Origin of the sequence: Paracoccus alkanivorans (assembly GCF_003697785.1) — a bacterium.
GTDB lineage: Bacteria > Pseudomonadota > Alphaproteobacteria > Rhodobacterales > Rhodobacteraceae > Paracoccus > Paracoccus alkanivorans.
Map to the genome: position 1 here is coordinate 418,533 of NZ_QOKZ01000004.1, position 19,981 is coordinate 438,513.

Consider the following 19,981-nt stretch of genomic DNA (forward strand, 5'->3'; position numbering starts at 1 on the left):
ATGACCATGCTTACCCAAATCCGCCCGGCATGCGTGATGATCGCCGCTATGCTGCTGCTGACCGGACTGGCCTATCCCCTCGCCATGACCGGGATCGCGTCGGTCATCGCGCCCCGATCCGCAACCGGAAGCCTGATCGCGCGGGACGATGGCGTGCCGATAGGTTCCGCCCTGATCGGGCAGGACTTCACGCAGCCTGCCTACCTGCATCCGCGCCCTTCGGTGGTGGATTACGACACGGCGGCCTCGGGCGCCTCCAATCTGGGGCCGACCTCTTCCGAGCTTCGCGAAAGCGTCAAGGCGCGTCGCGATGCCTGGGAAACCGGGAATGGCGGCATCGCTCCGATCGATGCGGTCACGGCATCCGCTTCAGGTCTCGATCCCGACATCTCGCCGCAGAACGCGCGCGGGCAGGCCCGGCGCATCGCCGAGGCGCGCGGCGCCGATCCCGCACAGGTGCTTGCGGTCATCGACGCGCATATACAAAATCCGTTATTGGGGATCTACGGCCAGCCGCGCGTCAATGTGCTGATGACCAATCTTGCTCTCGACGCAGAGCTTCCCGCGCAATCCGCGCCGATGGAGTGACGAATGTCCGACGCGCCCCGCCCCGAACCCGACGCATTGCTGAAGGAAGCCAGCCGCGAGGGACGGGGAAAGCTGAAAATATTTCTGGGCGCAGCGCCGGGTGTCGGCAAGACATATGCGATGCTACAGGCCGCGCAAAGGCGCTCGGCCAATGGCGAGGATGTGTTGGCGGGCGTGGTTGAAACCCATGGCCGGGCCGAAACCGAGTCCATGTTGCGGGAACTCAGGGTGTTGCCCCGCCAGCCCTTCTATCACCACGGGCGCATCCTCCATGAAATGGATCTGGAGGGGCTGATCGCGGCCAAGCCGGATCTGGCGCTGATCGATGAATTGGCTCATTCCAACCTGTCGGGCAATCGCCACGAGAAACGCTGGCAGGATGTCGAAGAGGTGCTCTCTGCCGGGATCGACGTTTACACCACCTTGAACGTGCAGCATGTCGAGACACTGAACGACACCGTTGCACGCATCACCGGGATACGGGTGCGCGAAACGGTTCCCGACCGCGTCCTCGAGATGGCCGACGAGATCGAACTGATCGATCTTCCGCCGGACGAGTTGCTGGAACGGCTGCGCGCGGGCAAGGTCTATGTCCAGGACCAGGCGGCGCGGGCGGTGGCGAATTTCTTCGCCAAGGGCAACCTGACCGCCCTGCGCGAACTGGCGATGCGCACGGCCGCCGACCGGGTAGACGCGGAGCTCAAACAGCATATGGCAGCCAATGCCATAGCCGGACCCTGGCCGACGCAGGAGCGCATCCTTGTCGTGTTGCCGGAAGGAACAGTGGGGCGCGACGCGGTGCGGATCGGCAAGCGCTCGGCAGACCGCGCACGGGTCGAATGGTTCGCGGTGGCGCTGACCAGCGTCCGCGACGAGATCCGGACCGGCACTGTTATGGAAGGCCGGGCCGATGCGCTCCGGCTGGCCGAGAGGCTTGGGGCCGAAGTAACGATCCAGCAGGCGGAGCGGAACCCGGCCGAGGAGGTAGTCGGCTTTGCCGAGCGGTTGAACATCCGCCGGATCGTCGTGCCGCGCCCACCAAAACGCAATCCGCTGCTGTGCCACTTTGCACCAACGCAGCATGAATTGCTGGTCTCGGGCCTGGTAAGATGGGCGACCAAATTCGAACTGACCCTGGTCACCGATGACGAACGCCCCGCAAGGCAGCGGCTGCGCCCGAAGCCGCCTCCGATGCAGGACATGCTGCGGATGCTGGGAATCGTGCTGCTTGCCGTGGCGGGAACGACATTTCTGGCCAAGGCAGCCGAGCTTTTCATTCCCGTGCTCAGCCTGTCGCTTCTTTACATGACGACGGTCGTCGCCATGGCTGCTCGTTTCGGAAGGGGACCGTCCATCGTCACGGCAGGATTGAGTTTCCTGGCCTACAACTTCCTGTTCACGACCCCGGTGCATACGTTCCGGATCTGGGATCAGGGCCAGCTTCTGACACTGGTTCTTTTTTTTGCCGCATCGATCCTGACGGGCAATCTTGCAGCGCGCCTTCGCGATCGGGCGATAGCTCAACGTGCGATCGCCGAACGAACCGGCAAGCTTTACGAATTCTCGCGCCGGGCGGCAGCGGCGGCATCTTTCGACGATGTGGTCTGGGCCGCTGTCAGCCACGTGGCAACCGTCCTGAACTGCCAATCGGTTCTGCTGGTTCCCAAGGAAACCTCCGGACTTTCCATTGTCGGCGCATTTCCACCCGAAGACAGGCTGGCGGATCGCGAGATGTCCGCCGCACGCTACTGCTTCACCTATGGCGAAGCGGCGGGCCACGGATCGGGCACATTGCCGGCTTCCCGATGGCTGTTTCTGCCGCTCAGCGCCTCGGATAGGCGTATCGGCGTTCTCGGGATATCCTTTCCGGACGGGCAGCAGACCGCCCATAGCGATCGGCGGCTTCTGGAGGCGCTTGCCGATCAGGTTGCGCTGGCGCTTGAACGCATTCGGCTGACCGAGGATCTGGCGCAGACACGCGTGGTCTCAGAAGCCGAGCGGCTGCGCTCGGCGCTCCTGTCCTCGGTCAGCCACGACCTGCGAACGCCACTGGTCTCGATCCTCGGTGCGGCGGAGGGGTTGGAGCATCCCGGTCTCACAAAGGAGGGGCAGCGTAGCCTGATCGAAACCGTGCGGGAAGAAGGCGAACGGCTTGACCGCTATATCCAGAACCTGCTGGACATGACGCGGTTGGGCCATGGCGCGCTAAGGCCGAACGCCATCCCTTCCGATCTGCGCGAGCTTGTCGGCATGGCACGCCATCGGCTGCGCGGACCACTGCGCACTCACCCGATAAGCGTGCAAATGCCCGAGGATATGGCTCCGGTCCATGTCGATCCGGTGCTGATGGAACAGGTCCTGGTCAACATTTTCGACAATGCGGCGAAATATTCCGCACCAGCCACACCCATCCGGATAGCTGCAGAAATCCAGCGCGCCCATGCGATCCTGTCAATCGAGGATGACGGTCCAGGCCTGCCTGCCGGCGCGGCGGGTCGGGTTTTCGACATGTTCTGGCGGGCAGAGCAGGGTGATGGCGGGCAGGCCGGGACCGGCCTTGGACTTGCTATCTGCCGTGGAATTGTCGAAGCCCATGGGGGAGAGATCCATGCGGAACCTACCCGTGATGACGGCCGGGGAACGCGCATCGTGATGGAACTGCCACTGTCGAACCCGGAGACCTGCTCGTGACCTCACGCATCCTCATCGTCGACGACGAGACTCCGATCCGGCGTTTTCTACGGGTTGCACTGGAAACAGAGGGTTACATCGTTTCCGAGGCGGCAACGGCGCATGAGGCGGTTGCCGTGGCAGCAAGGGAGGCACCGGCGGCGATGATCCTCGATCTGGGCTTGCCGGATGCCGATGGAATCACGGTCATCGGGAAGCTGCGCGAATGGTCGCATCTGCCCGTTTTGGTCCTGTCGGTACGAAGCGACGACGCGGGCAAGATCGCGGCACTGGATGCAGGCGCACAGGATTATGTGACAAAGCCGTTCTCGACCGGAGAACTGCTTGCCCGGCTGCGCGGCCTGCTACGCGATTATACGCGCGAGGCCGCGCCCGCAACCCTGACGCTCGGCCCGCTACAGATCGATATTGCGGAGCACCGCGCCACCCTGGAAGGGCAAAACCTGAATCTGACCCGGAAAGAGTTCGACCTGCTATGGCTGCTTGCCTCGCATGCCGGGCGGCTGGTGACGCATGACATGATCCTCAAGGCGATCTGGGGACCGGCGCACACGGAGGACAGTCAGTATCTGCGGGTCTATATCCGGCATTTGCGCGGCAAGCTGGGCGACGATGCGGCGAATCCGCGATGGATATTCACCGAGCCCGGCATCGGATACAGGCTGGCAGACAAATAGCCTATGGAAAGCAAAGGCTTTCATCTGGCAGGTGATCTTCTTACGCCGGTCGGGCGCGATCATTCCGGCTGCAGCCGCGCCGCGCCAACCCAACTGAGAGCGATCAGCAAGGCAGCGGTGCCGAGACAGAGCGGGAGCCCGCCAAGCTGGTAGCTGATCCCCGACAGCAGCGTGCCAAGCAGGCGGCCCGCGGCATTGGCCATGTAATAAAAGCCCACATCCATCGTGACACGTTCAGACTTGGAGAATGCGAGGATCAGGTAGGAATGCAACGATGAATTGACCGCGAAGATCGCGCCAAAGACCAGCAGGCCGATCACGATCGCTGCCGTGAGCCCCATGCCGGGCGTGCCCGCGATCCATATCAGGACGGCCAGACACGCCGGGATGAGAAGCAGGAATCCGGCCCATCGCCGAGCCTCCCGGATCAGTTCGGCTTGCGGGCGTTTCGAAGCGCCCAGCAGGCGCGGCGCTGCGGCCTGCACCGTCCCGTAAAGGATCGTCCAGACCGCCATGAACGTGCCGATCATGAAGAAGGCGGCACGGTTGCCTTCCTCCGACCCGTCGGACAGGACCGCGTAGAAATAGATCGGGATGCCAACGACGAACCAGACATCGCGGGCGCCGAACAGGAACAGACGGGCCGCCGACAGGCGGTTGATGTTCGGGTCCTTCGAGAACACTTCGCGGAACTTTGCACCCTTCCTGCCCTGCGGCAGCCCTGCGGGCATCTTCAGCAGCACCGCAAGCAGGATCAGCGCCAAAACCGCCGCCATCGACAGGATTGCGGGTACGAAGCCCAGAACGGCCAGCAGCACCGCCCCTAGCAGAAAGCCCGCCCCCTTCACCGCGTTCTTGGAGCCGGTCAGCAGCGCCACCCATCGGAACAACCCGCCCTCGCCCGAGGGGGCAAGCAGCTTGACGGCGCTTTTCGCGCTCATCTTGGCAAGATCCTTGGCCACGCCTGAAGCGCCTTGCACCGCCATAACATAGACGACCGAGGCCCAGAGGCTCCAGCCCGGATCAAGCGCCGCCAGCGCGAGAAGCGCCAGCACCTGGATGCCCAGCCCCGCGTAAAGCGTCGAGGGCAGGCCGAAACGCGCGGCGATCCAGCCCGCCGAAAGATTGGTGACGATACCCGCTACTTCGTAAAGCAGGAACAGATAGGCCAACTGCACCGGCGAGAAGCCGAGCGTATGGAAATGCAGCAGCACCAGCATCCGCAAGGCGCCATCGGTCAGCATGAAGGCCCAGTAGGCGGCGGTCACGGTGATATAGGCGGCAAGCCCCTCGGGCCGGGCCGCGGCGGTCACAGCGACGCCCCGACCATGCGCGCGACGTCGATCAGCCGGTGGGCATAGCCCATCTCGTTGTCATACCACGCGTAAATCTTGACCTGCGTGCCCGCGACAACCATCGTCGATGGACCGTCCACAATGCTTGATCTTGTGTCATTCACGTAATCGGCCGAGACCAGCGGGCGGTCCTCGAAGCCAAGGATGCCTTGCAGCGGTCCCTCGGCGGCGGCGCGCAGCATCGCGTTGACCTCGCCCACGCTGGTCTCGCGGGCCACCTCGAACACGCAATCGGTCAGCGAGGCATTGAGCAGCGGCACGCGTACCGCATGACCGTTCAACCGCCCCTTGAGCTCGGGATAGATCAGGGTGATCGCCGTAGCCGAGCCGGTCGTGGTCGGGATCAGCGAGTTGAGGGCAGAACGGGCGCGGCGCAGATCCTTTGCGGGGCGGTCCACGATGGTCTGGGTATTGGTCACGTCATGGATCGTGGTGATCGAACCGTGGCGGATGCCAAGCCCTTCATGGATGACCTTGACCACCGGGGCAAGGCAGTTCGTCGTGCAGCTTGCCGCTGTTACGATGTCATGCCGGGCGGGGTCGTAGGCTTCGTGATTGACCCCATAAACGATATTCGCGGCCGGACCATCCTTCACCGGCGCGCTGACGACCACTTTCCTGACCCCGGCGGCGAAATAGGGGGCGAGCTTCGCCTCGCTTTTGAACACCCCGGTGCAGTCAATCACCACATCGACTCCGTCCAATGGCAGATCCTCGATCCGCTTCGCGTTATGCACCGGCAGGCGGGTGCCATTGACGCCGATACTGTCCGCGTCATGGGTGAACTCGGCAGGCCAACGGCCATGCACGCTGTCGAATTCCAGCAGATGGGCGTGCATCTCTGGATCGCCCGCCGCATCGTTGATCCAGGCGATTTCGGCGCCGCTTTCCAGCAGCGGCCGCAGCGCCAGCTTGCCGATCCGGCCAAGCCCGTTCAGCGCATAGGTGATGGTCATTGCGACTCCATATCGCGGGCGATGTCGTCCACATGATGCTGCAGGGAAATGCGATCAAGGCTTTCCAGCGGCAGCGCGGTAAAGGCAAGGATACGGTTGCGCAAACCGGCATAGGCCTGCTGGAAGGCCAGCTTCCTTTCGGCCTCGGTGCCCTCGGCCTTCACCGGATCGGGCATCCCCCAATGCGCGCTGATGGGCTGGCCGGCCCATGCCGGGCATTCCTCGTTCGCGGCGCGATCGCAGACGGTGAAGACGAAATCCATCTCGGGTGCGTCGGGGGTCTGGAACTCGGCGATATTCTTGGCCCGCAGAGCGCTGATGTCATGCCCCTTGTGTGCCAACATCTCGACAGCGAACGGGTTCAGTTCCGAATAGGGATAGGTCCCGGCGGAATAGGCATTGAAACGATCCCCGGCCTCGAAGCGCAGGATCGATTCTCCAAAGATCGAGCGGGCGGAGTTTCCTGTGCAAATGAACAGGACATTGTATTTCCGATCGGACATGGGTTTTTCTCCGGAAGGGGTAGGCTGGACAAGTGGCGGGCAAAGATCAGGACGGCCACGGCAGCAATCGGCAACAAGATAGCCGACCAGCGCCGCGGATTGCTCCATATCCGCGCGGTAAAGCAGCGAGCGGCCTTCGCGGGTCTGGGCAATCAATCCGGCGGAACGAAGCGAGTTCAGATAAGATGACAGGGTATTCTGGCGCGCGTCGATAGCATCGGCCAGTTCACCCGCCGAAACCTGGTCGGGATAGCGCCGCACCAGCAGGCGGAACAATGCCAGCCGTTGCGGATGGGCGAGCGAGGCGAGTTGCGTTATATGATTCGTATCCATATTTCGAGAATATTAGATATTTTAAGAATGGCAAATGTTATCTGCTCTACGTTCCCTTGATAAACCCGGTTCATCGGCGCGACGGGCTGGTAAGTGACGGGGACTCCCCTCATCAAGACTGGCTCTGAAACAGATCTGGCGCAGCCAGGGCTGCCGAGCGCAATGTTTCAGTAAGCTTTTGGGGAGGTTGCTGATGATGTCGCGAGCTTTATGTCAGGATAAAGGCGGGGTTTCATCGTTAATCCTGGGCCGCGCTTCCCAAGTGGTGATGCCGGATTTGGGCTTGCCTGCCCCAATGGCGTGAGCATGCGAGTCGATACATGCCCCTGCCCCGCATTGTCGCGGGACAGGGGCAATCATTCTCATGCCGTCGACAGATCCTCGATACGGATCGGAAAACGCCGGATGCGCTTGCCGGTGGCGTGCCAGATGGCATTCGCGATCGCGCCCACGGCACCGGTTATACCGATCTCGCCCACGCCCTTGATCCCAAGCGCATTCACGTAAGGGTCGTCCTCGTGAACGGTGATGACCTCGAGTCCTCGCACATCCGCATTCACGGGCACATGGTAACCGGCGAAATCCGCGTTCACGATCCGGCCGGTCCGGGGATCGTGCCTGGCTTCTTCATGCAAAGCGAAGGAGATGCCCCAGATCATCCCGCCCATGAGCTGGCTTTCCGCCAGCCGGGGGTTGATGATCCTTCCCGCCGCAAAGGCGCCTACCATCCGCGTCACCCGCATCTGGTACAGATCGGGGTCCACCTTCACCTCGGCAAAGACCGCCCCATGCGAACTCATGGCGTGCCGCTCGGCATCCTCGGGCGGACGCGAGGCGGTGCCGTTCCCGGTAATCGCGGCCCCGCCGGCGCGGCCGATGATTTCGGCGAAAGCCTCGCTCCGGCTATCGTCATCCGCGACGTAAAGCCGTCCATCCCGCGCCACGAAACCGGCATTGCCCGAGCCATATAGCGGCGAAGCGGGATCCGCCGCCGCGATTTCTCCCAATTGCCGAATCACGTCGCTGCCCGCCGCATGCAGTGCACCTCCCGCTGTCGCGGTGTGACCCGAACCTCCCGCTACACCAGCATCGGGCAGCCCGGAATGACCGGATCGAAACTCCAGCTTTTCCAGCGGCAGACCCAGGCTGTCCGCCGCGATCTGGGCCAGCGCGGTCCAGGCGCCCTGCCCCATGTCGGCGGCCGAGGTCTCGACCAGGGCCGTGCCGTCGGGGCGCAGCGTGGCGCGGGCCTCGGCGGCAAACATCGGGCAAGGGAAAAGCGCCGTGCCCATACCCCAACCGACAAGCAACCCGTTATCGTCACGCATCTGTCCCGGCTTCAGGGGCCTTCCGGCCCAGCCAAAGCGCTCGGCTGCCTGCATGTAGCACTCGCGCAGCGCCTTCGAGGAATAGGGCCGGCCGGTTCCCGGTTCGGTTTCGGCGTAATTGCGCAGGCGAAATTCGAGCGGGTCGATCCCGATTTGCTCGGCCATCTCGTCCATGGCGCATTCGAGCGCCGCCGAACCAGACGCCTCCCCCGGCGCACGCATCGGACCGGGCGTTCCGATGTCGAGACGCACCGCCCGATGGGTGGAGCGCAGCGCCCGGGCAGCATACAAGCCCTGCGAAGCCCCCGCCGCAGGCTCGACGAAATCGTCGAAACTGGATGTCTCCGCCAGCCCCTCGTGATCGATGACTGTTAGGGCCGCGCGGTCATCCGCGCCAAGACGCAGGCGCTGGCGAGTTGCGCCGCGATGGCCGACAGGACCGAACATTTGCTGCCGCGTCAGCATCAGCTTGACCGGCCGCCCTGTCATGCGCGCCGCGAGGATCGCCAGCACCTGTGGCCCCGTCGCGAAGGCCTTCGAGCCAAAGCCCCCGCCTAGATAAGGGCTTCTCAAGGTCACGTTCCCGGCAGGGATGCCGAAGTAAAACGCATAGGCAGCACAAGAGATGGCGAGTGCCTGACTGGGCATGTCGAGCGTAAGCCGGTCGCCGTCCCACTCGGCGACGATGGCATGGGTTTCCATCGCGTTGTGATACTGCGCCGCAGTTTCATAGGTCGCGTCAACCACCCACCTGGCAGCTCTGTGCCCTGCATCGACATCGCCATGCTCGACATCGGCAGGCAAACCGAAGCCCGCCGGATCGAAGGCAAAGGAGGGACTATCGTCAAGCCGGACGCGCGCCGGTTCCACGTCATAACGCGGGCTCAATAGGTGGGCGCCTTCCGTAGCCGCTTCCAGCGTTTCGCCAAGCACCATCGCGATGGGCTGTCCAGCATAACGGACAGCATCGTCTTGCAGCACTTCGATGCGAAACGAGAACATCATGGTTTTTGCGGATGGATCACCCTGTAACGGCGGGCGGTTCTGTGGCGTGATCACATGCGTGACGCCGGGATGCGCTTCTGCCGCCTCAGCATCGAGATGGGTGACACGCCCCCGAGCTATGCCTGCAGGTACGATGACGGCATGCAGCAACCTGTCGGGCATATTATCCGCGGCAAAGATAGCGGTGCCGGTCACCTTGGCGATGCCGTCTCGACGGGTGATGGGCTGACCCGAGTTGGAACCGAAGCGGAAGGGTCGGGAGAGAATATCAGGCATGGGTGGGTTCTCCGGTTAGTTCGCCGAATGGAGACGCGGGAAGCGCAGGCATCCGCGCCGGTGTGCCCGCCGCGGCCATGACCAGCGCACGGGCAGCGGTGCGCCGGGCGAGGTCTATCTTCCAGGCATTGCCACCGGACGGCGCAGCACCGGCAAGGGCGGCATCGGCGGCGCGTTCGAAAAGCGCGGGATCGGGAATATGCCCGGTCAGCAGTGTTTCGGCCTCGGTCACGCGCCAGGGTTTGGCGGCGACAGCGCCAAGAGCCAGCCTCGCCTCTGCAATGCGCCCGCTTTCCAGCCGCAGCGCAGCCGCGGCAGAGGCGATGGCAAAGGCGAAGGATGTCCGGTCGCGCAGCTTGAGATAGCGCGAATTAGTAGCGAATTGCGCCGCTTCCGCGGGGAGGCGCAGCGCCAGAATCAACTCCCCGGGTTTCAGCGCATTCTCGCGCTCCGGCGTGTCACCGGGCAGATGATGAAAGTCGGTGAAGGCGATCTCGCGCCTGCCTGCCGGACCCTGCACTTCAACCACGGCATCAAGAGCGGCAAGGGAAACACAGAAATCCGAGGGATTCGTTGCGATACAGGAAGCGCTCCACCCCAGTATCGCCAGATTGGCATTCTCGCCCTCGCGCGCATCGCAACCCAAACCCGGCACGCGCCGGTTGCAAGCAGCGTTCGGGTCCTGGAAATAGGCACAGCGGGTCCGCTGCATCAGGTTTCCCCCAACCGTTGCCGCATTGCGGAGCTGACCGGAGGCGCCGGACAGAATCGCCTCGGCCAACATCGGGAAGCGTCGCGATATCCCGGGATCATGCGCAAGATCGCTATTGTTCGCCAATGCGCCTATCCGCGTGGAGCCATCCGGCAGAGTCTCGATAGTCCCAAGCCCGGGCAGATGCGTGATGTCGATCACCAACTCGGGTTGCAGCGCGCCGGTTTTCATCAGATCCACAAGATTCGTGCCGCCGCCAAGCCATGCCGCTCCGGGTCTCCACGCTGCGATGGCGTCTTCTATCGTGATGGGTTGAATGAAATCGAAACGGTTCATGCCGCTTGCCCCTTCTTGTCCTCGGCCATCCGGCGCGTTGCTTCGCGAACCGCAAGCGTGATGCCGTGATAGGCGGCACATCGGCAGAGATTGCCGCTCATCCCTTCCCGGATACGTTCGAGATCCTCTCCCGCGTGACCCTCGGCGATAAGGCCAACGGCACTCATGATTTGCCCCGGGGTGCAGTAGCCGCATTGGAAGCCGTCATTCTCGATGAAGGCCGACTGGACTGGATGCAGCTCGTCGCCTTCCGCGAGGCCCTCGATTGTTGTGATCTCGGCGCCGTCCAGCGTTACGGCGAGCGTCAGGCAAGAGTTCAGCCGCCGCCCGTTCACAAGCACCGTGCAGGCCCCGCATTGCCCACGGTCGCAACCTTTCTTGGTTCCGGGCAAGGCGAGACGCTCCCGGAGCAGATCGAGAAGGGTCACGCGCGTATCGTCAAGCGCGATATCGCGAGCAGCCCCATTGAGTGTAAGGGTGATGGAGATTGACATGCGTCCTCCCGTTATCTGGCGATGTGCTGGATGTCGGGCGCTCGCGCCCGGTCGAAGAAGTCGGTATGGTCGGCAGCAGGTGCAGTTCAATGCTACACCCTTACTATACGGAGGGTACCTCCGTTTTTCAAGGAGGAGTGAATAATTCGGTGAAAGACCGCAAACGCAAACCGCGCTCGGACGCATTGAGAAACCACGATCGCCTGATCGAGGCGGCAAAGGATGTGCTTGGCAAGGGCGGTCCGGATGCCAGCCTGGAGGCAGTGGCACGGCAAGCCGGCGTAGGGATCGGAACGCTTTACCGGCATTTCCCAAGCCGCGAGGCGCTGTTTCATGCGGTCTTCCGCAGGGAGTTGGAGCTGCTTGTCGAGACTGCCGAGGGACTGGCTGACGGGCCCGAACCGGTGGCCGCCTTGCGCGGCTGGCTACATGAGTATGTTGTGCTGGTCGAGACCAAGCGCGGTATGCTCGGCGCGCTTTCAATGGTTATGGCAGAGGAATCGAAACAGGCATATGCCGAGCTTTCCGCCCGCATCATCTCCGCGGTAAACCGCCTGCTGCAGAAAGCAGCCGATGCCGGCCATGCCCGCGAGGACGTGACCGCCGAAGAATTGCTGCAAGTCGTATACGCCCTGTGCTACGCTCGTGAACCCGGCCCCGACTGGCGTGCACAGGTCCTGCATCTGCTCGATATCTTCGTTGAGGGGCTTAAGCGGTAAGATTACGGTGCTCCGACATATCGAGACGGCAACCGGCGGCATTGTCGCCCTGCGGTTCCAGGCGGCAATCCTGACTGCAACCGCCCGGTAAAGGTGCATGCAGCCGGGTCAGCATCTTGGATTGCATCCGCAGCGTGGCTATCTTCTTCCCTTGAGATATCGCCCATACATAAGTCCGGAATCCATGTTCACACGCCGCAGCTTCACCGCGCTTGCCGCCGCAGGCATCGCCGCACCATTCGTTCGCCCGGCTCGAGGTCAGAGCGCATCGGCTCTGGACAGTGCCTTCGAGTGGTCAGAACAACTGCACTCGATACAGGTCCAACGCGGCAACGATCTCGTTTATTCGCGTGCTGTCCGGGGATCGGGGCTGGAAGAGTCAGCCAATATCAAATCCTGCTCGAAGAGTATCGTCGCATTGCTCTTGGGCACATGCATCGCACGGGGCGAGATTCCATCGCTCTCTGCCCGTCTTGCTGACGTCGCCCCCTCTCTTCTTCCCGACGACGCGACCAGGGGCGCGGCCGATATCACGATGGAAAATCTGGTTACGCTTCAGGCCGGGCTGGAGGGCACTTCCGGAAGCCGATATGGGGGTTGGATCGCCTCTGGCAACTGGGTCGCAGACGCGCTGAGACGGCCCATGATCGCCGAGCCGGGCAGCCGCATAATATATTCGACCGGCAGCACCCATATCCTCGGGGCCGCGATAGCGGAAGCCTCCGGGCAGAGCCTGCTTTCGCTGGCAAGGGAGCGTCTGGGCGACCCGATGGGTTTCGAGATACCGCCCTGGGTGCGGGATCCCCAGGGATATTACCTGGGAGGCAATGAAATGGCGCTCACGCCGCGCGCAATGCTCTCGCTCGCTTTGCTGATGCGCGACGATGGCAGCTTTCGAGGAACCCGGATCATACCGGCCGAATGGGTCAGGTTGTCGACCACAAGCCGGGGCCGATCACCCTATTCGGGCATGGGTTACGGCTATGGCTGGTTCCTGACCCGATCCGGCTATGTTCTGGCAAGAGGATATGGCGGCCAGATCATTGCGGCCCATCGTGATCGCGGCCTTGCCGTTGCCATTACTTCGGACCCCAATCGCCCCGCTCGTTCAGGCGGGTATTTCGGTGATCTGATCGGGCTTCTCGACGGGCCAGTCCTCACCTTCGCAGAAGCCGCATGACCATGACGCTCGATTTTTCTTCTTCACGGCCTCAGTCGGAACCGCGGGCTGCATTTCCGACGGACCGGGACGATGCGTGAACCGCTTCGCCCTTCACCACAAACCGGCCAATCTTGCGGATCCCATCCAGATACAGGAAAGAGGCGCGTAATCTACCGACCAAACCGGCCTCCGGAATTTACCGGGCCTCTTTCCCAGGAAACCATGAAACAGTTTTCGCCATTCCTGGCACTACCTTGGCAGAAGTCTGTTGCTGGATCCTTCTTTTTTCTGTCGCTATGACATCTCAGATTTGGTGCTGGTCCATGCTTGTGCCCCTTTGTTGAGAGGTCCGGTTTATTGAACCGGCAAGCTGATCCTCGATCGTGATGACCCCTCCCACGCGGGAGAAAACATAAAGAGTCTCGGGATGACCCGGCAGGGAAAAATGCACCTCGTCGCCATCCGACATCGACATGGTTATCAGGCGTTGCTGGTCCGGAGCCGCGTCATCGACATATATAGCAACGATTTCAGAATGGTTGTCAGCCGCAGGAGAAAAATAGACAGACATATCGACATCATTGCCTTGCAAGGTTCCTCCTGCAAGAGGCCTGTCCAATACCAGCGTGTCGGCAATAGCGGCAGGCGCGAATGTCAGCAGTGCGGCGGCGAGGGTGATTGAGGGGAAGGTTTTCATCTTTATCTCCAAACTTATGTAGACATTGTCAACTTCAGGGCGTTGACATGGGGGCAGATGTAGGCAATGTCAACATAAATCCTCACGAAAAGGATGGGGGCCTATCCAGGGTGTGATCAAGATGACCGAACGCTCCTATCATCATGGCGATCTCAGACGTGTCATCATCGACACCACATTACGGATGTTGAAAGAGGATGGCGGGTGGCAGTTCACACTACGCGAAGTCGCTCGTCGTGCGGGTGTCAGTCATGCCGCTCCTTACAAGCATTTCCCGGACAAGGCGGCGCTCCTCTCCGAGATCGCGCTGATTGGCTTTGAGCGGCTGCAAGAAGCCCTGCTCGCCGCCCAGGTCGCGGCACCCGATGACTTGCTGGCGGAATTCACCGCCATATCTCACGCTTATCTGACCTTCGGACAGAATAACCCCGCGCTATATCGGCTGATGTTTGGCGGGGCCATCGCAGATACAGCAAAGCTGCATCTGGAGCCGCGCGCTCTTGGAGCCTCCAGGGTAGTAATTGACTTTCTTGAGCGTGGGCAGGCGGCAGGTCTTGTTCGCAAGCGTCCCGTTCAGGGACAGGCAACCGCCTGCTGGGCACAGTTACACGGCCTGACCATGCTACAGCTCGACGGCCTGCTCATGCCAGAGAAGGTGGGTGAGAATGCAGTTGAGGCAGCACTCGCAGCCTTGCGCGAAGGATTGGTAGGCTAAGATTACACCGGGCATTCATTGACAGCCTCCAGGACCGTCCCAAGCCGTCAATCATCTTATCACGGACTGCGAGAGGTTCTTGCCTCGCAGAGTATCGCAGTTGGACGGTAAGACGGTTGCGGAAAAGGAATTGCCCCTTTCCGCAACCATTATCCCTTACCCGCAGCCTTTCAGATCAGACAAACTGATCGCGGATAGGCAGCGCGCGGATTCGCTTGCCGGTCGCAGCAAAGATCGCATTCGTGATCGCCGGAGCGACCGGAGGCAAGCCGGGTTCTCCGACACCACCCAGGGGCGAGTCATAGTCAAGCGATGGAACCAGATGCGTATGGATTTCAACCGGTGACGCGTCGATACGGGTAAGTTCGAAACCATCGAAATTCGACTGCTCGGGAACTCCGTCCTTGAACGAGATCTCGCCAAGCGTAGCGAGGCTCACGCCCTGGACAACAGCCCCCTCCAATTGCGCGCGCACACGATCCGGTGAGATGACCGCCCCGCAGTCGAATGCGATATCGACGCGCGGAAAGGTCAGTGCCCCGTCCTTGACATCAACCTCAACGACAACCGCGGTATAGCTGACGAAACTATGATGCGCCGCCAGTCCCAGCCCCTTGCCCTCGGGCAGATCACGGCCCCATCCGGCTGCCTCGGTCGCAGCTTCGATCACCTTGCGAAGCCGTGCCGTATCATACGGATAAAGTTCCGGATCCTCACCATAAACCGCAGTGTCGTTCATCGCTGCGCGGCTGATCTTGCGATCCGGTCCCAGCAGCTCCAGAAGATATTCCCTGTGATCCCTGCCTGCGGCCGCAGCGAGTTCAGCCGCGAAACTCTGCACCGCAAATGCGTGCGGGATGTTATAGACCGACCTGAACCACCCGATGCGGGTATGCGCTGCAGCCTCCGGGTTCTCGACACGCAGATTCGGGATGTCGAAGGGATTGTCCACCGCCCCCATCCCCAGCTCGAACGGTGACTGATGGACGACATCCGGCGCGAATGTCGAGCCGATACTCGGTGCCACGGTGCGATGCAGCCAGGCCACCGTCTTGCCGTTTTCATCCAGCCCGCCTTCAAGGCGCTCCACCGAAACCGCATGGAAGAAATCATGCTGGATGTCATCTTCACGCGTGAAGGTCAGCTTGACCGGTCGGCCATCGAGCGCCTTCGAGATGATCGCCGCCTCACTGGCATAATCCGGTTTGGATTTGCGCCCAAAGCCGCCACCCAGCAGCATCGAATGGATAACAGCGTTTTCCGGCGCAAGCTCGAAACGCTTGATCAGATCTTCGCGCAGCGCCTCTGGGGCCTGAACGCTGGTCCAGACCTCGCATTTTCCATCCGCGAAACGGGCCGTTGCGGAAGGCGGCTCCATCGAGGCATGGGCAAGATGGGGCAGATAATATGACGCCGAAATGCGATTGGCCGCCTCGGCAAGAGCCGCATCCACATCGCCGTCATTCCGCATGACCTCGCCCGGCTGCTCCGCGGCGGCCTCCAGCGTTTTCCGGTATTCGGTGGAATCGTAGCCCTGATTGCCGCCGGCATCCCATTCGATTTCCAGAAGCAGGCGCGCCTTGTTCGCGGCAAAGGTGTTTTCCGCGACCACGGCAATGCCGCCAAGCGGCAGGAAGGCCGAGGGAATATCCGGCGTATCGATCTCTAGAATCTCGATCACACCCGGCACTTTGCGTGCTTCGGCATCGTCAAAGCTCTTGACCTTGCCGCCATAGACAGGCGGACGGGCGATAACTGCATAGACCAGCCCGTCAAGCTGCTTGTCGATTCCGTAGATCGGCTTGCCAGTCGTGATGTCCAGATTATCGACGTTATTGATGTTTTCCTTGCCGATATGCTGAAAATCCTCCGGCGCCTTGAACACAAGTTCTGCGGTCGCCGGAACATCGCGTTCCGCCGCCGCGAGCGCCAGTTCGCCGAAACCGAAACTGCGGTCGCTGTTGGCATGCGTCACCTTATGCCCGGAGGCCCGCACCTCTTCCACCGGCACGTCCCAACGTGCGGCCGCTTCCTGCTCCAACATGGCCCGGGCCGCCGCCCCAATCCGGCGCAACGGCTGGAAATGATGACGCATGCTGCGCGAGCCATCGGTATTCTGATTGCCGTAAAGCGCCTCATTTCCCGGCGCCTGTTCGACCCTGATCCGCGCCAAGTCGGCTTCCAATTCGTCGGCGATGACCGTGGCCCAACCGGTGCGAACACCCTGTCCCATCTCGGCACGGTTGCACAGCAGCCGGACGGTGCCGTCCTCTTCGATGGTCAGGAAGATCCGGGGATCATCCTTGATCCCCCCGGGCATTCCCGCCCCTCCATAGAGCTTTTCCTCCGCCGATGCGGGCAGCGGCAATTGAACGGAAAGCGCAAATGTTCCGGCGGCGAGGCCAAGCAATACACCGCGGCGACTGACATTTGTTACTGCCCCTCGCACCGGTTTGCTTTGAGTGACATAGGTATTCATTGTCCCGCCCTCTCCGCCGCAAGTTTGATCGCCGCGCGGATCCGTGGATAGGTGCCGCAACGGCAGATATTGCCGCTCATGGATGCATTTATGTCGTCATCACTGGGATCGGGCGTCTCGGACAAGAGCGAGGCCGCCTGCATGATCTGCCCCGGCTGACAATAGCCGCATTGCGCCACGTTCAATTCGCGCCACGCGACTTGAACTGGATGGTTTCCATCTTCCGACAGGCCCTCGATCGTCGTGACCTCCACCCCGTCAAGATCGCTGACCCATGTCTGACAAGAGCGGGCCGCCACACCATCCAGATGCACGGTGCATGCACCGCAAAGACCCAAACCACAACCGAATTTGGTTCCGGGCATCCCTGCCAGATCGCGTAAATACCACAGCAGCGGTGTTTCGGGATCGCCGTCAAAGCTATGCTTCGTCCCATTGACGTTAAATTCCACCATTATCCTAACTCCTGATGCGGTGCCTGCCAAAGCCGGGACGCAGGTTTCTGCGTCACCAACGGTTCAAGGGGGGTAACAGGCACGTCAGTTCCATCTGTGACGTGCCGCCGCTTCACTCGTCATGCGGGCAGCCTGCCTTCGGGAATCCGGATTGTCCAGTTGCCGCGTTCTCGAACTGGCTGAGTGAGCCTGTGAACCTCACCGTTTCAAGAGAGCAGGTAAGCGCATCGGACCATGTGAAAGCGTCATTCAGCGCGCCCAAATCGTCAATATATACAGTATAACTGTATATATTGATCGTCAGAGCCTGAAACAGGAGTGCATGATGTCATCCGACGCCATCAAGGCCGTTGCGAGACAGTTCAATGAAGAAGTCATCGAAAAAGCAAATCGAGGGTCATTTGGCGCGTTGATCGATCCGGATTTCGTCAATCGGTCCGCTCCGCGGAGCGCGCCGAACGGGCCGGAAAGCATGTGGAACACATTCGAGAACGTCTTGCGGCCGGCTTTGACCGGTCTGTCGGTCACGATTCACGAACAGATCGCCGAAGGAGACAAGGTCACGACCCGAAAAACCATAAGCGGCACACATGGTTGACCTTACTTTGATTGAATTTTTCCCTGCGGGCCGGGTCTGCTTGACAGCGCCGCGGACGCCTTGTCCCACGCAGGGTCTCCAGGATACAGCACAGAGCGCAGGTATGCCCAGGTGATCCGCTGCACCACCCCAAGCCGCTCTGGATCCTCGTCCTGAGTCTCGCGCACATCGTAGCCGGACACGCCCCCAAGTCCGTGTTTCGCGCCGAACATTGTCAACAGGCTCTTCGGCCCCGGGCTGAGATTGTAGGCATCGGCGCGCCAGTCTGGACGATCCGAAAACTGAGGACTCTGGTCCTGATCGCCAACGACCACGAGTGCCGGCGTCGTCATCTCGGCAAAGCTGTTATTCCGCAGCACCGGATAGTGCTCGGACGCGAAGGACGCGAGATCGGCGCCGTTACCGGGCGGCGTAAGCAAGACGCCTGCCTTGACCCGGGGATCGGTCAGGTTCCATTCCTTGCCGTCTACGGGATCTGTCACGCGCATGCCGGCGAGCATGCCTACCGTATGGCCACCCATCGAATGTCCGGCAGCGGCGACACGGCTCCGATCCAGGCGTTCCCCCAATCCGGGAAAGGCTGCCTCGATCTCCTCCAGATGGTCGAGGATAAAACGCATGTCCTGCGCGCGGGATCGCCAGAACAAAGCGCCCTCCGGGCCATTCGGGTCGAGCCCGAGGGCCTTCGAGTCCTGATGCGTGGGCTGGATGACGGCAAAACCGCGTGCAGCGTAGAATTCGGCGAGCGGGCCATAGCCGCGCAGCGAGTTAAGATAGGTCGATTGTCCGTGGCCATGCGAGAGGAGGATGATCGGCAACTCGCTTCCACTGATCGGCGCGGAGACTTTCAGCTGCAAATCCACCTGGCGCCCAGGCACCGACAAGACAATGGGGCTGACGGAGATGTATGGGGTCGGCGCGATTGTGGGAATATATTCGGCTGTATTGATTGGATTGTTCATAGGGTGGTCCTTGCCTTCTCGATTTGTAGCAAAAAGTGGATTCATGCGAGCGTCTGCATATGCGGCGGTCACAAGAGACACGCCGAGAGCAAGTGTTGCTCGCCGAGTTAGCACCGGTTGGATGGGCCTGTCGGCCTCAGCAATATGTTGGACGCCGGGGTCGCTTTGCATTTCCATCTCCTGTCAAACGCCTGGCATCATCGGGATCGGCCCCTCAGCTTGCCGGTTCGGGGCGCCACATTGCGACCGCGTTGAACCAGGCCCGTCGGAGCCCGACACACGGACGCCCTTTCCACTCGTCCAGGCGCAGGTTTCGTGCGTCGCCTGATCAATTTACGATCCGGGCGTCACCTCTGCATTCGCGTATCGCGCCAACCTGATTGCAGACCACGCCAACCGGTCTGACGTTTCTGCCGAAGAAGGTTAAGCGCTATGGAGCGTTCCGGGAAAAGGACATGATCTCCATTCCCATCGGCCCATGCATCCAACAGATCGCGCTTACTGCTTCGCCCGAGTATCCTGAGCGGCGAAGCTGGTCGTAGCCCCATCAGAGCTTACGCTCCACGATGTGATCCGATATCGCTTGTCCGGAGGCAAGTTCCTGCCTTGGACACTGGAAAGGGATGCTGAAACGGTTTTTGTGGAACCGGAAACCCGCTTGCTTATCGGGGTGAATGCATTGAATACGGGGCTTCTATTCGCCCGCTGCAGGCTCGGGATCATCGGTGCATTTCACAACTGGCTCGACGATGATTTCAATCGCGAAACGCTCGTCCCGGTTCTTCCAGACTGGTGGCCCGAACAAGGTGGTCCGAGGCTTTATTACCCGAATCGCTTCGCCCCCAACCCACTGCGCGCGTTTATCGACTTAGGTCTGAATCACAATGCGTGGCATCGGAAGTCGCGAAAATCCACCTCCTGACATGCCTGACTGCAATTG

The 19,981-nt window shown here is 61.4% G+C and carries 18 protein-coding genes; 8 read left to right on the forward strand and 10 right to left on the reverse strand.

Annotated features, from left to right (window positions below):
* Positions 1 to 6: 6 nt before the first annotated feature.
* From kdpC to C9E81_RS13215, 3 genes are read left to right on the forward strand one after another with little or no spacing between them, the layout of a single operon-like run.
* Complete coding sequence (gene kdpC / locus C9E81_RS13205) at positions 7 to 588, forward strand: potassium-transporting ATPase subunit KdpC (RefSeq protein WP_122112867.1); 582 nt, start codon at positions 7 to 9, stop codon at positions 586 to 588.
* A 3-nt stretch (positions 589 to 591) separates the two neighbouring features.
* The gene (locus C9E81_RS13210; RefSeq protein ID WP_122112810.1) at positions 592 to 3,279 is read left to right on the forward strand and encodes a sensor histidine kinase; all 2,688 of its coding nucleotides are present in this window, start codon (positions 592 to 594) and stop codon (positions 3,277 to 3,279) included.
* On the forward strand, positions 3,270 to 3,956 hold the full coding sequence (locus tag C9E81_RS13215; protein ID WP_122112811.1) for a response regulator: 687 nt from the start codon (positions 3,270 to 3,272) through the stop codon (positions 3,954 to 3,956). Before C9E81_RS13210 ends, C9E81_RS13215 begins: the two co-directional genes overlap by 10 nt.
* Positions 3,957 to 4,015: 59 nt before the next feature.
* On the opposite strand, the gene arsJ is transcribed toward C9E81_RS13215, so the two are convergent.
* The 6 genes from arsJ to C9E81_RS13245 all read right to left on the reverse strand — a co-directional run bounded on the left by arsJ (position 4,016) and on the right by C9E81_RS13245 (position 11,254).
* The gene (gene arsJ / locus C9E81_RS13220) at positions 4,016 to 5,200 is read right to left on the reverse strand and encodes an organoarsenical effux MFS transporter ArsJ (RefSeq protein WP_243698652.1); all 1,185 of its coding nucleotides are present in this window, start codon (positions 5,198 to 5,200) and stop codon (positions 4,016 to 4,018) included.
* 65 nt (positions 5,201 to 5,265) lie between these two features.
* The gene (locus C9E81_RS13225; protein ID WP_122112813.1) at positions 5,266 to 6,267 is read right to left on the reverse strand and encodes an ArsJ-associated glyceraldehyde-3-phosphate dehydrogenase; all 1,002 of its coding nucleotides are present in this window, start codon (positions 6,265 to 6,267) and stop codon (positions 5,266 to 5,268) included.
* On the reverse strand, positions 6,264 to 7,103 hold the full coding sequence (locus C9E81_RS13230) for an arsenate reductase/protein-tyrosine-phosphatase family protein (RefSeq protein WP_122112814.1): 840 nt from the start codon (positions 7,101 to 7,103) through the stop codon (positions 6,264 to 6,266). Before C9E81_RS13230 ends, C9E81_RS13225 begins: the two co-directional genes overlap by 4 nt.
* A 362-nt stretch (positions 7,104 to 7,465) precedes the next feature.
* Entirely contained in the window at positions 7,466 to 9,712 is a 2,247-nt protein-coding gene (locus tag C9E81_RS13235; RefSeq protein WP_122112815.1) for a xanthine dehydrogenase family protein molybdopterin-binding subunit, read from the reverse strand.
* Positions 9,705 to 10,760, reverse strand: coding sequence for an FAD binding domain-containing protein (locus tag C9E81_RS13240; RefSeq protein ID WP_122112816.1), 1,056 nt, complete (start codon positions 10,758 to 10,760; stop codon positions 9,705 to 9,707). The genes C9E81_RS13235 and C9E81_RS13240 overlap by 8 nt, the downstream gene beginning before the upstream one ends.
* The gene (locus tag C9E81_RS13245) at positions 10,757 to 11,254 is read right to left on the reverse strand and encodes a (2Fe-2S)-binding protein (protein ID WP_122112817.1); all 498 of its coding nucleotides are present in this window, start codon (positions 11,252 to 11,254) and stop codon (positions 10,757 to 10,759) included. The genes C9E81_RS13240 and C9E81_RS13245 overlap by 4 nt, the downstream gene beginning before the upstream one ends.
* Positions 11,255 to 11,403: 149 nt before the next feature.
* Here C9E81_RS13245 and C9E81_RS13250 point away from each other — a divergent pair, with 149 nt between their 5' ends.
* Positions 11,404 to 11,973 carry a TetR/AcrR family transcriptional regulator gene (locus tag C9E81_RS13250; RefSeq protein WP_243698641.1) on the forward strand — a complete coding sequence of 190 codons (570 nt, stop codon included), beginning with the start codon at positions 11,404 to 11,406 and terminating at the stop codon, positions 11,971 to 11,973.
* A gap of 184 nt (positions 11,974 to 12,157) precedes the next feature.
* A complete protein-coding gene (locus C9E81_RS13255; RefSeq protein WP_122112818.1) occupies positions 12,158 to 13,153 on the forward strand; it encodes a serine hydrolase domain-containing protein in 996 nt (331 codons plus the stop codon).
* Positions 13,154 to 13,439: 286 nt separating this feature from the next.
* Here the strand turns inward: C9E81_RS13255 and C9E81_RS13260 are convergent, their stop codons facing one another.
* Positions 13,440 to 13,832, reverse strand: coding sequence for a hypothetical protein (locus C9E81_RS13260; protein ID WP_208021169.1), 393 nt, complete (start codon positions 13,830 to 13,832; stop codon positions 13,440 to 13,442).
* A 121-nt stretch (positions 13,833 to 13,953) separates the two neighbouring features.
* On the opposite strand from C9E81_RS13260, the gene C9E81_RS13265 reads away from it, so the two are divergent.
* A complete protein-coding gene (locus C9E81_RS13265) occupies positions 13,954 to 14,547 on the forward strand; it encodes a TetR/AcrR family transcriptional regulator (RefSeq protein ID WP_122112819.1) in 594 nt (197 codons plus the stop codon).
* Between the two features lie 175 nt (positions 14,548 to 14,722).
* On the opposite strand, the gene C9E81_RS13270 is transcribed toward C9E81_RS13265, so the two are convergent.
* Together C9E81_RS13270 and C9E81_RS13275 are read right to left on the reverse strand one after the other, a co-directional pair.
* Positions 14,723 to 17,026, reverse strand: a complete 2,304-nt coding sequence (locus C9E81_RS13270; RefSeq protein WP_122112820.1) for a xanthine dehydrogenase family protein molybdopterin-binding subunit — start codon at positions 17,024 to 17,026, stop codon at positions 14,723 to 14,725.
* On the reverse strand, positions 17,023 to 17,481 hold the full coding sequence (locus C9E81_RS13275) for a (2Fe-2S)-binding protein (RefSeq protein ID WP_122112821.1): 459 nt from the start codon (positions 17,479 to 17,481) through the stop codon (positions 17,023 to 17,025). Before C9E81_RS13275 ends, C9E81_RS13270 begins: the two co-directional genes overlap by 4 nt.
* 325 nt (positions 17,482 to 17,806) lie before the next feature.
* Between C9E81_RS13275 and C9E81_RS13280 the strand changes: the two genes are divergently transcribed.
* Positions 17,807 to 18,079: an ester cyclase gene (locus tag C9E81_RS13280; RefSeq protein ID WP_122112822.1), complete on the forward strand. Its 273-nt coding sequence runs from the start codon at positions 17,807 to 17,809 to the stop codon at positions 18,077 to 18,079.
* A gap of 2 nt (positions 18,080 to 18,081) precedes the next feature.
* Here the strand turns inward: C9E81_RS13280 and C9E81_RS13285 are convergent, their stop codons facing one another.
* A complete protein-coding gene (locus tag C9E81_RS13285; RefSeq protein ID WP_122112823.1) occupies positions 18,082 to 19,041 on the reverse strand; it encodes an alpha/beta hydrolase family protein in 960 nt (319 codons plus the stop codon).
* A 583-nt stretch (positions 19,042 to 19,624) separates the two neighbouring features.
* On the opposite strand from C9E81_RS13285, the gene C9E81_RS22695 reads away from it, so the two are divergent.
* Positions 19,625 to 19,963 (forward strand): type 2 periplasmic-binding domain-containing protein, encoded by a 339-nt coding sequence (locus C9E81_RS22695; protein WP_147457596.1) that lies wholly within the window; start codon positions 19,625 to 19,627, stop codon positions 19,961 to 19,963.
* The last annotated feature ends 18 nt before the right edge of the window (positions 19,964 to 19,981 follow it).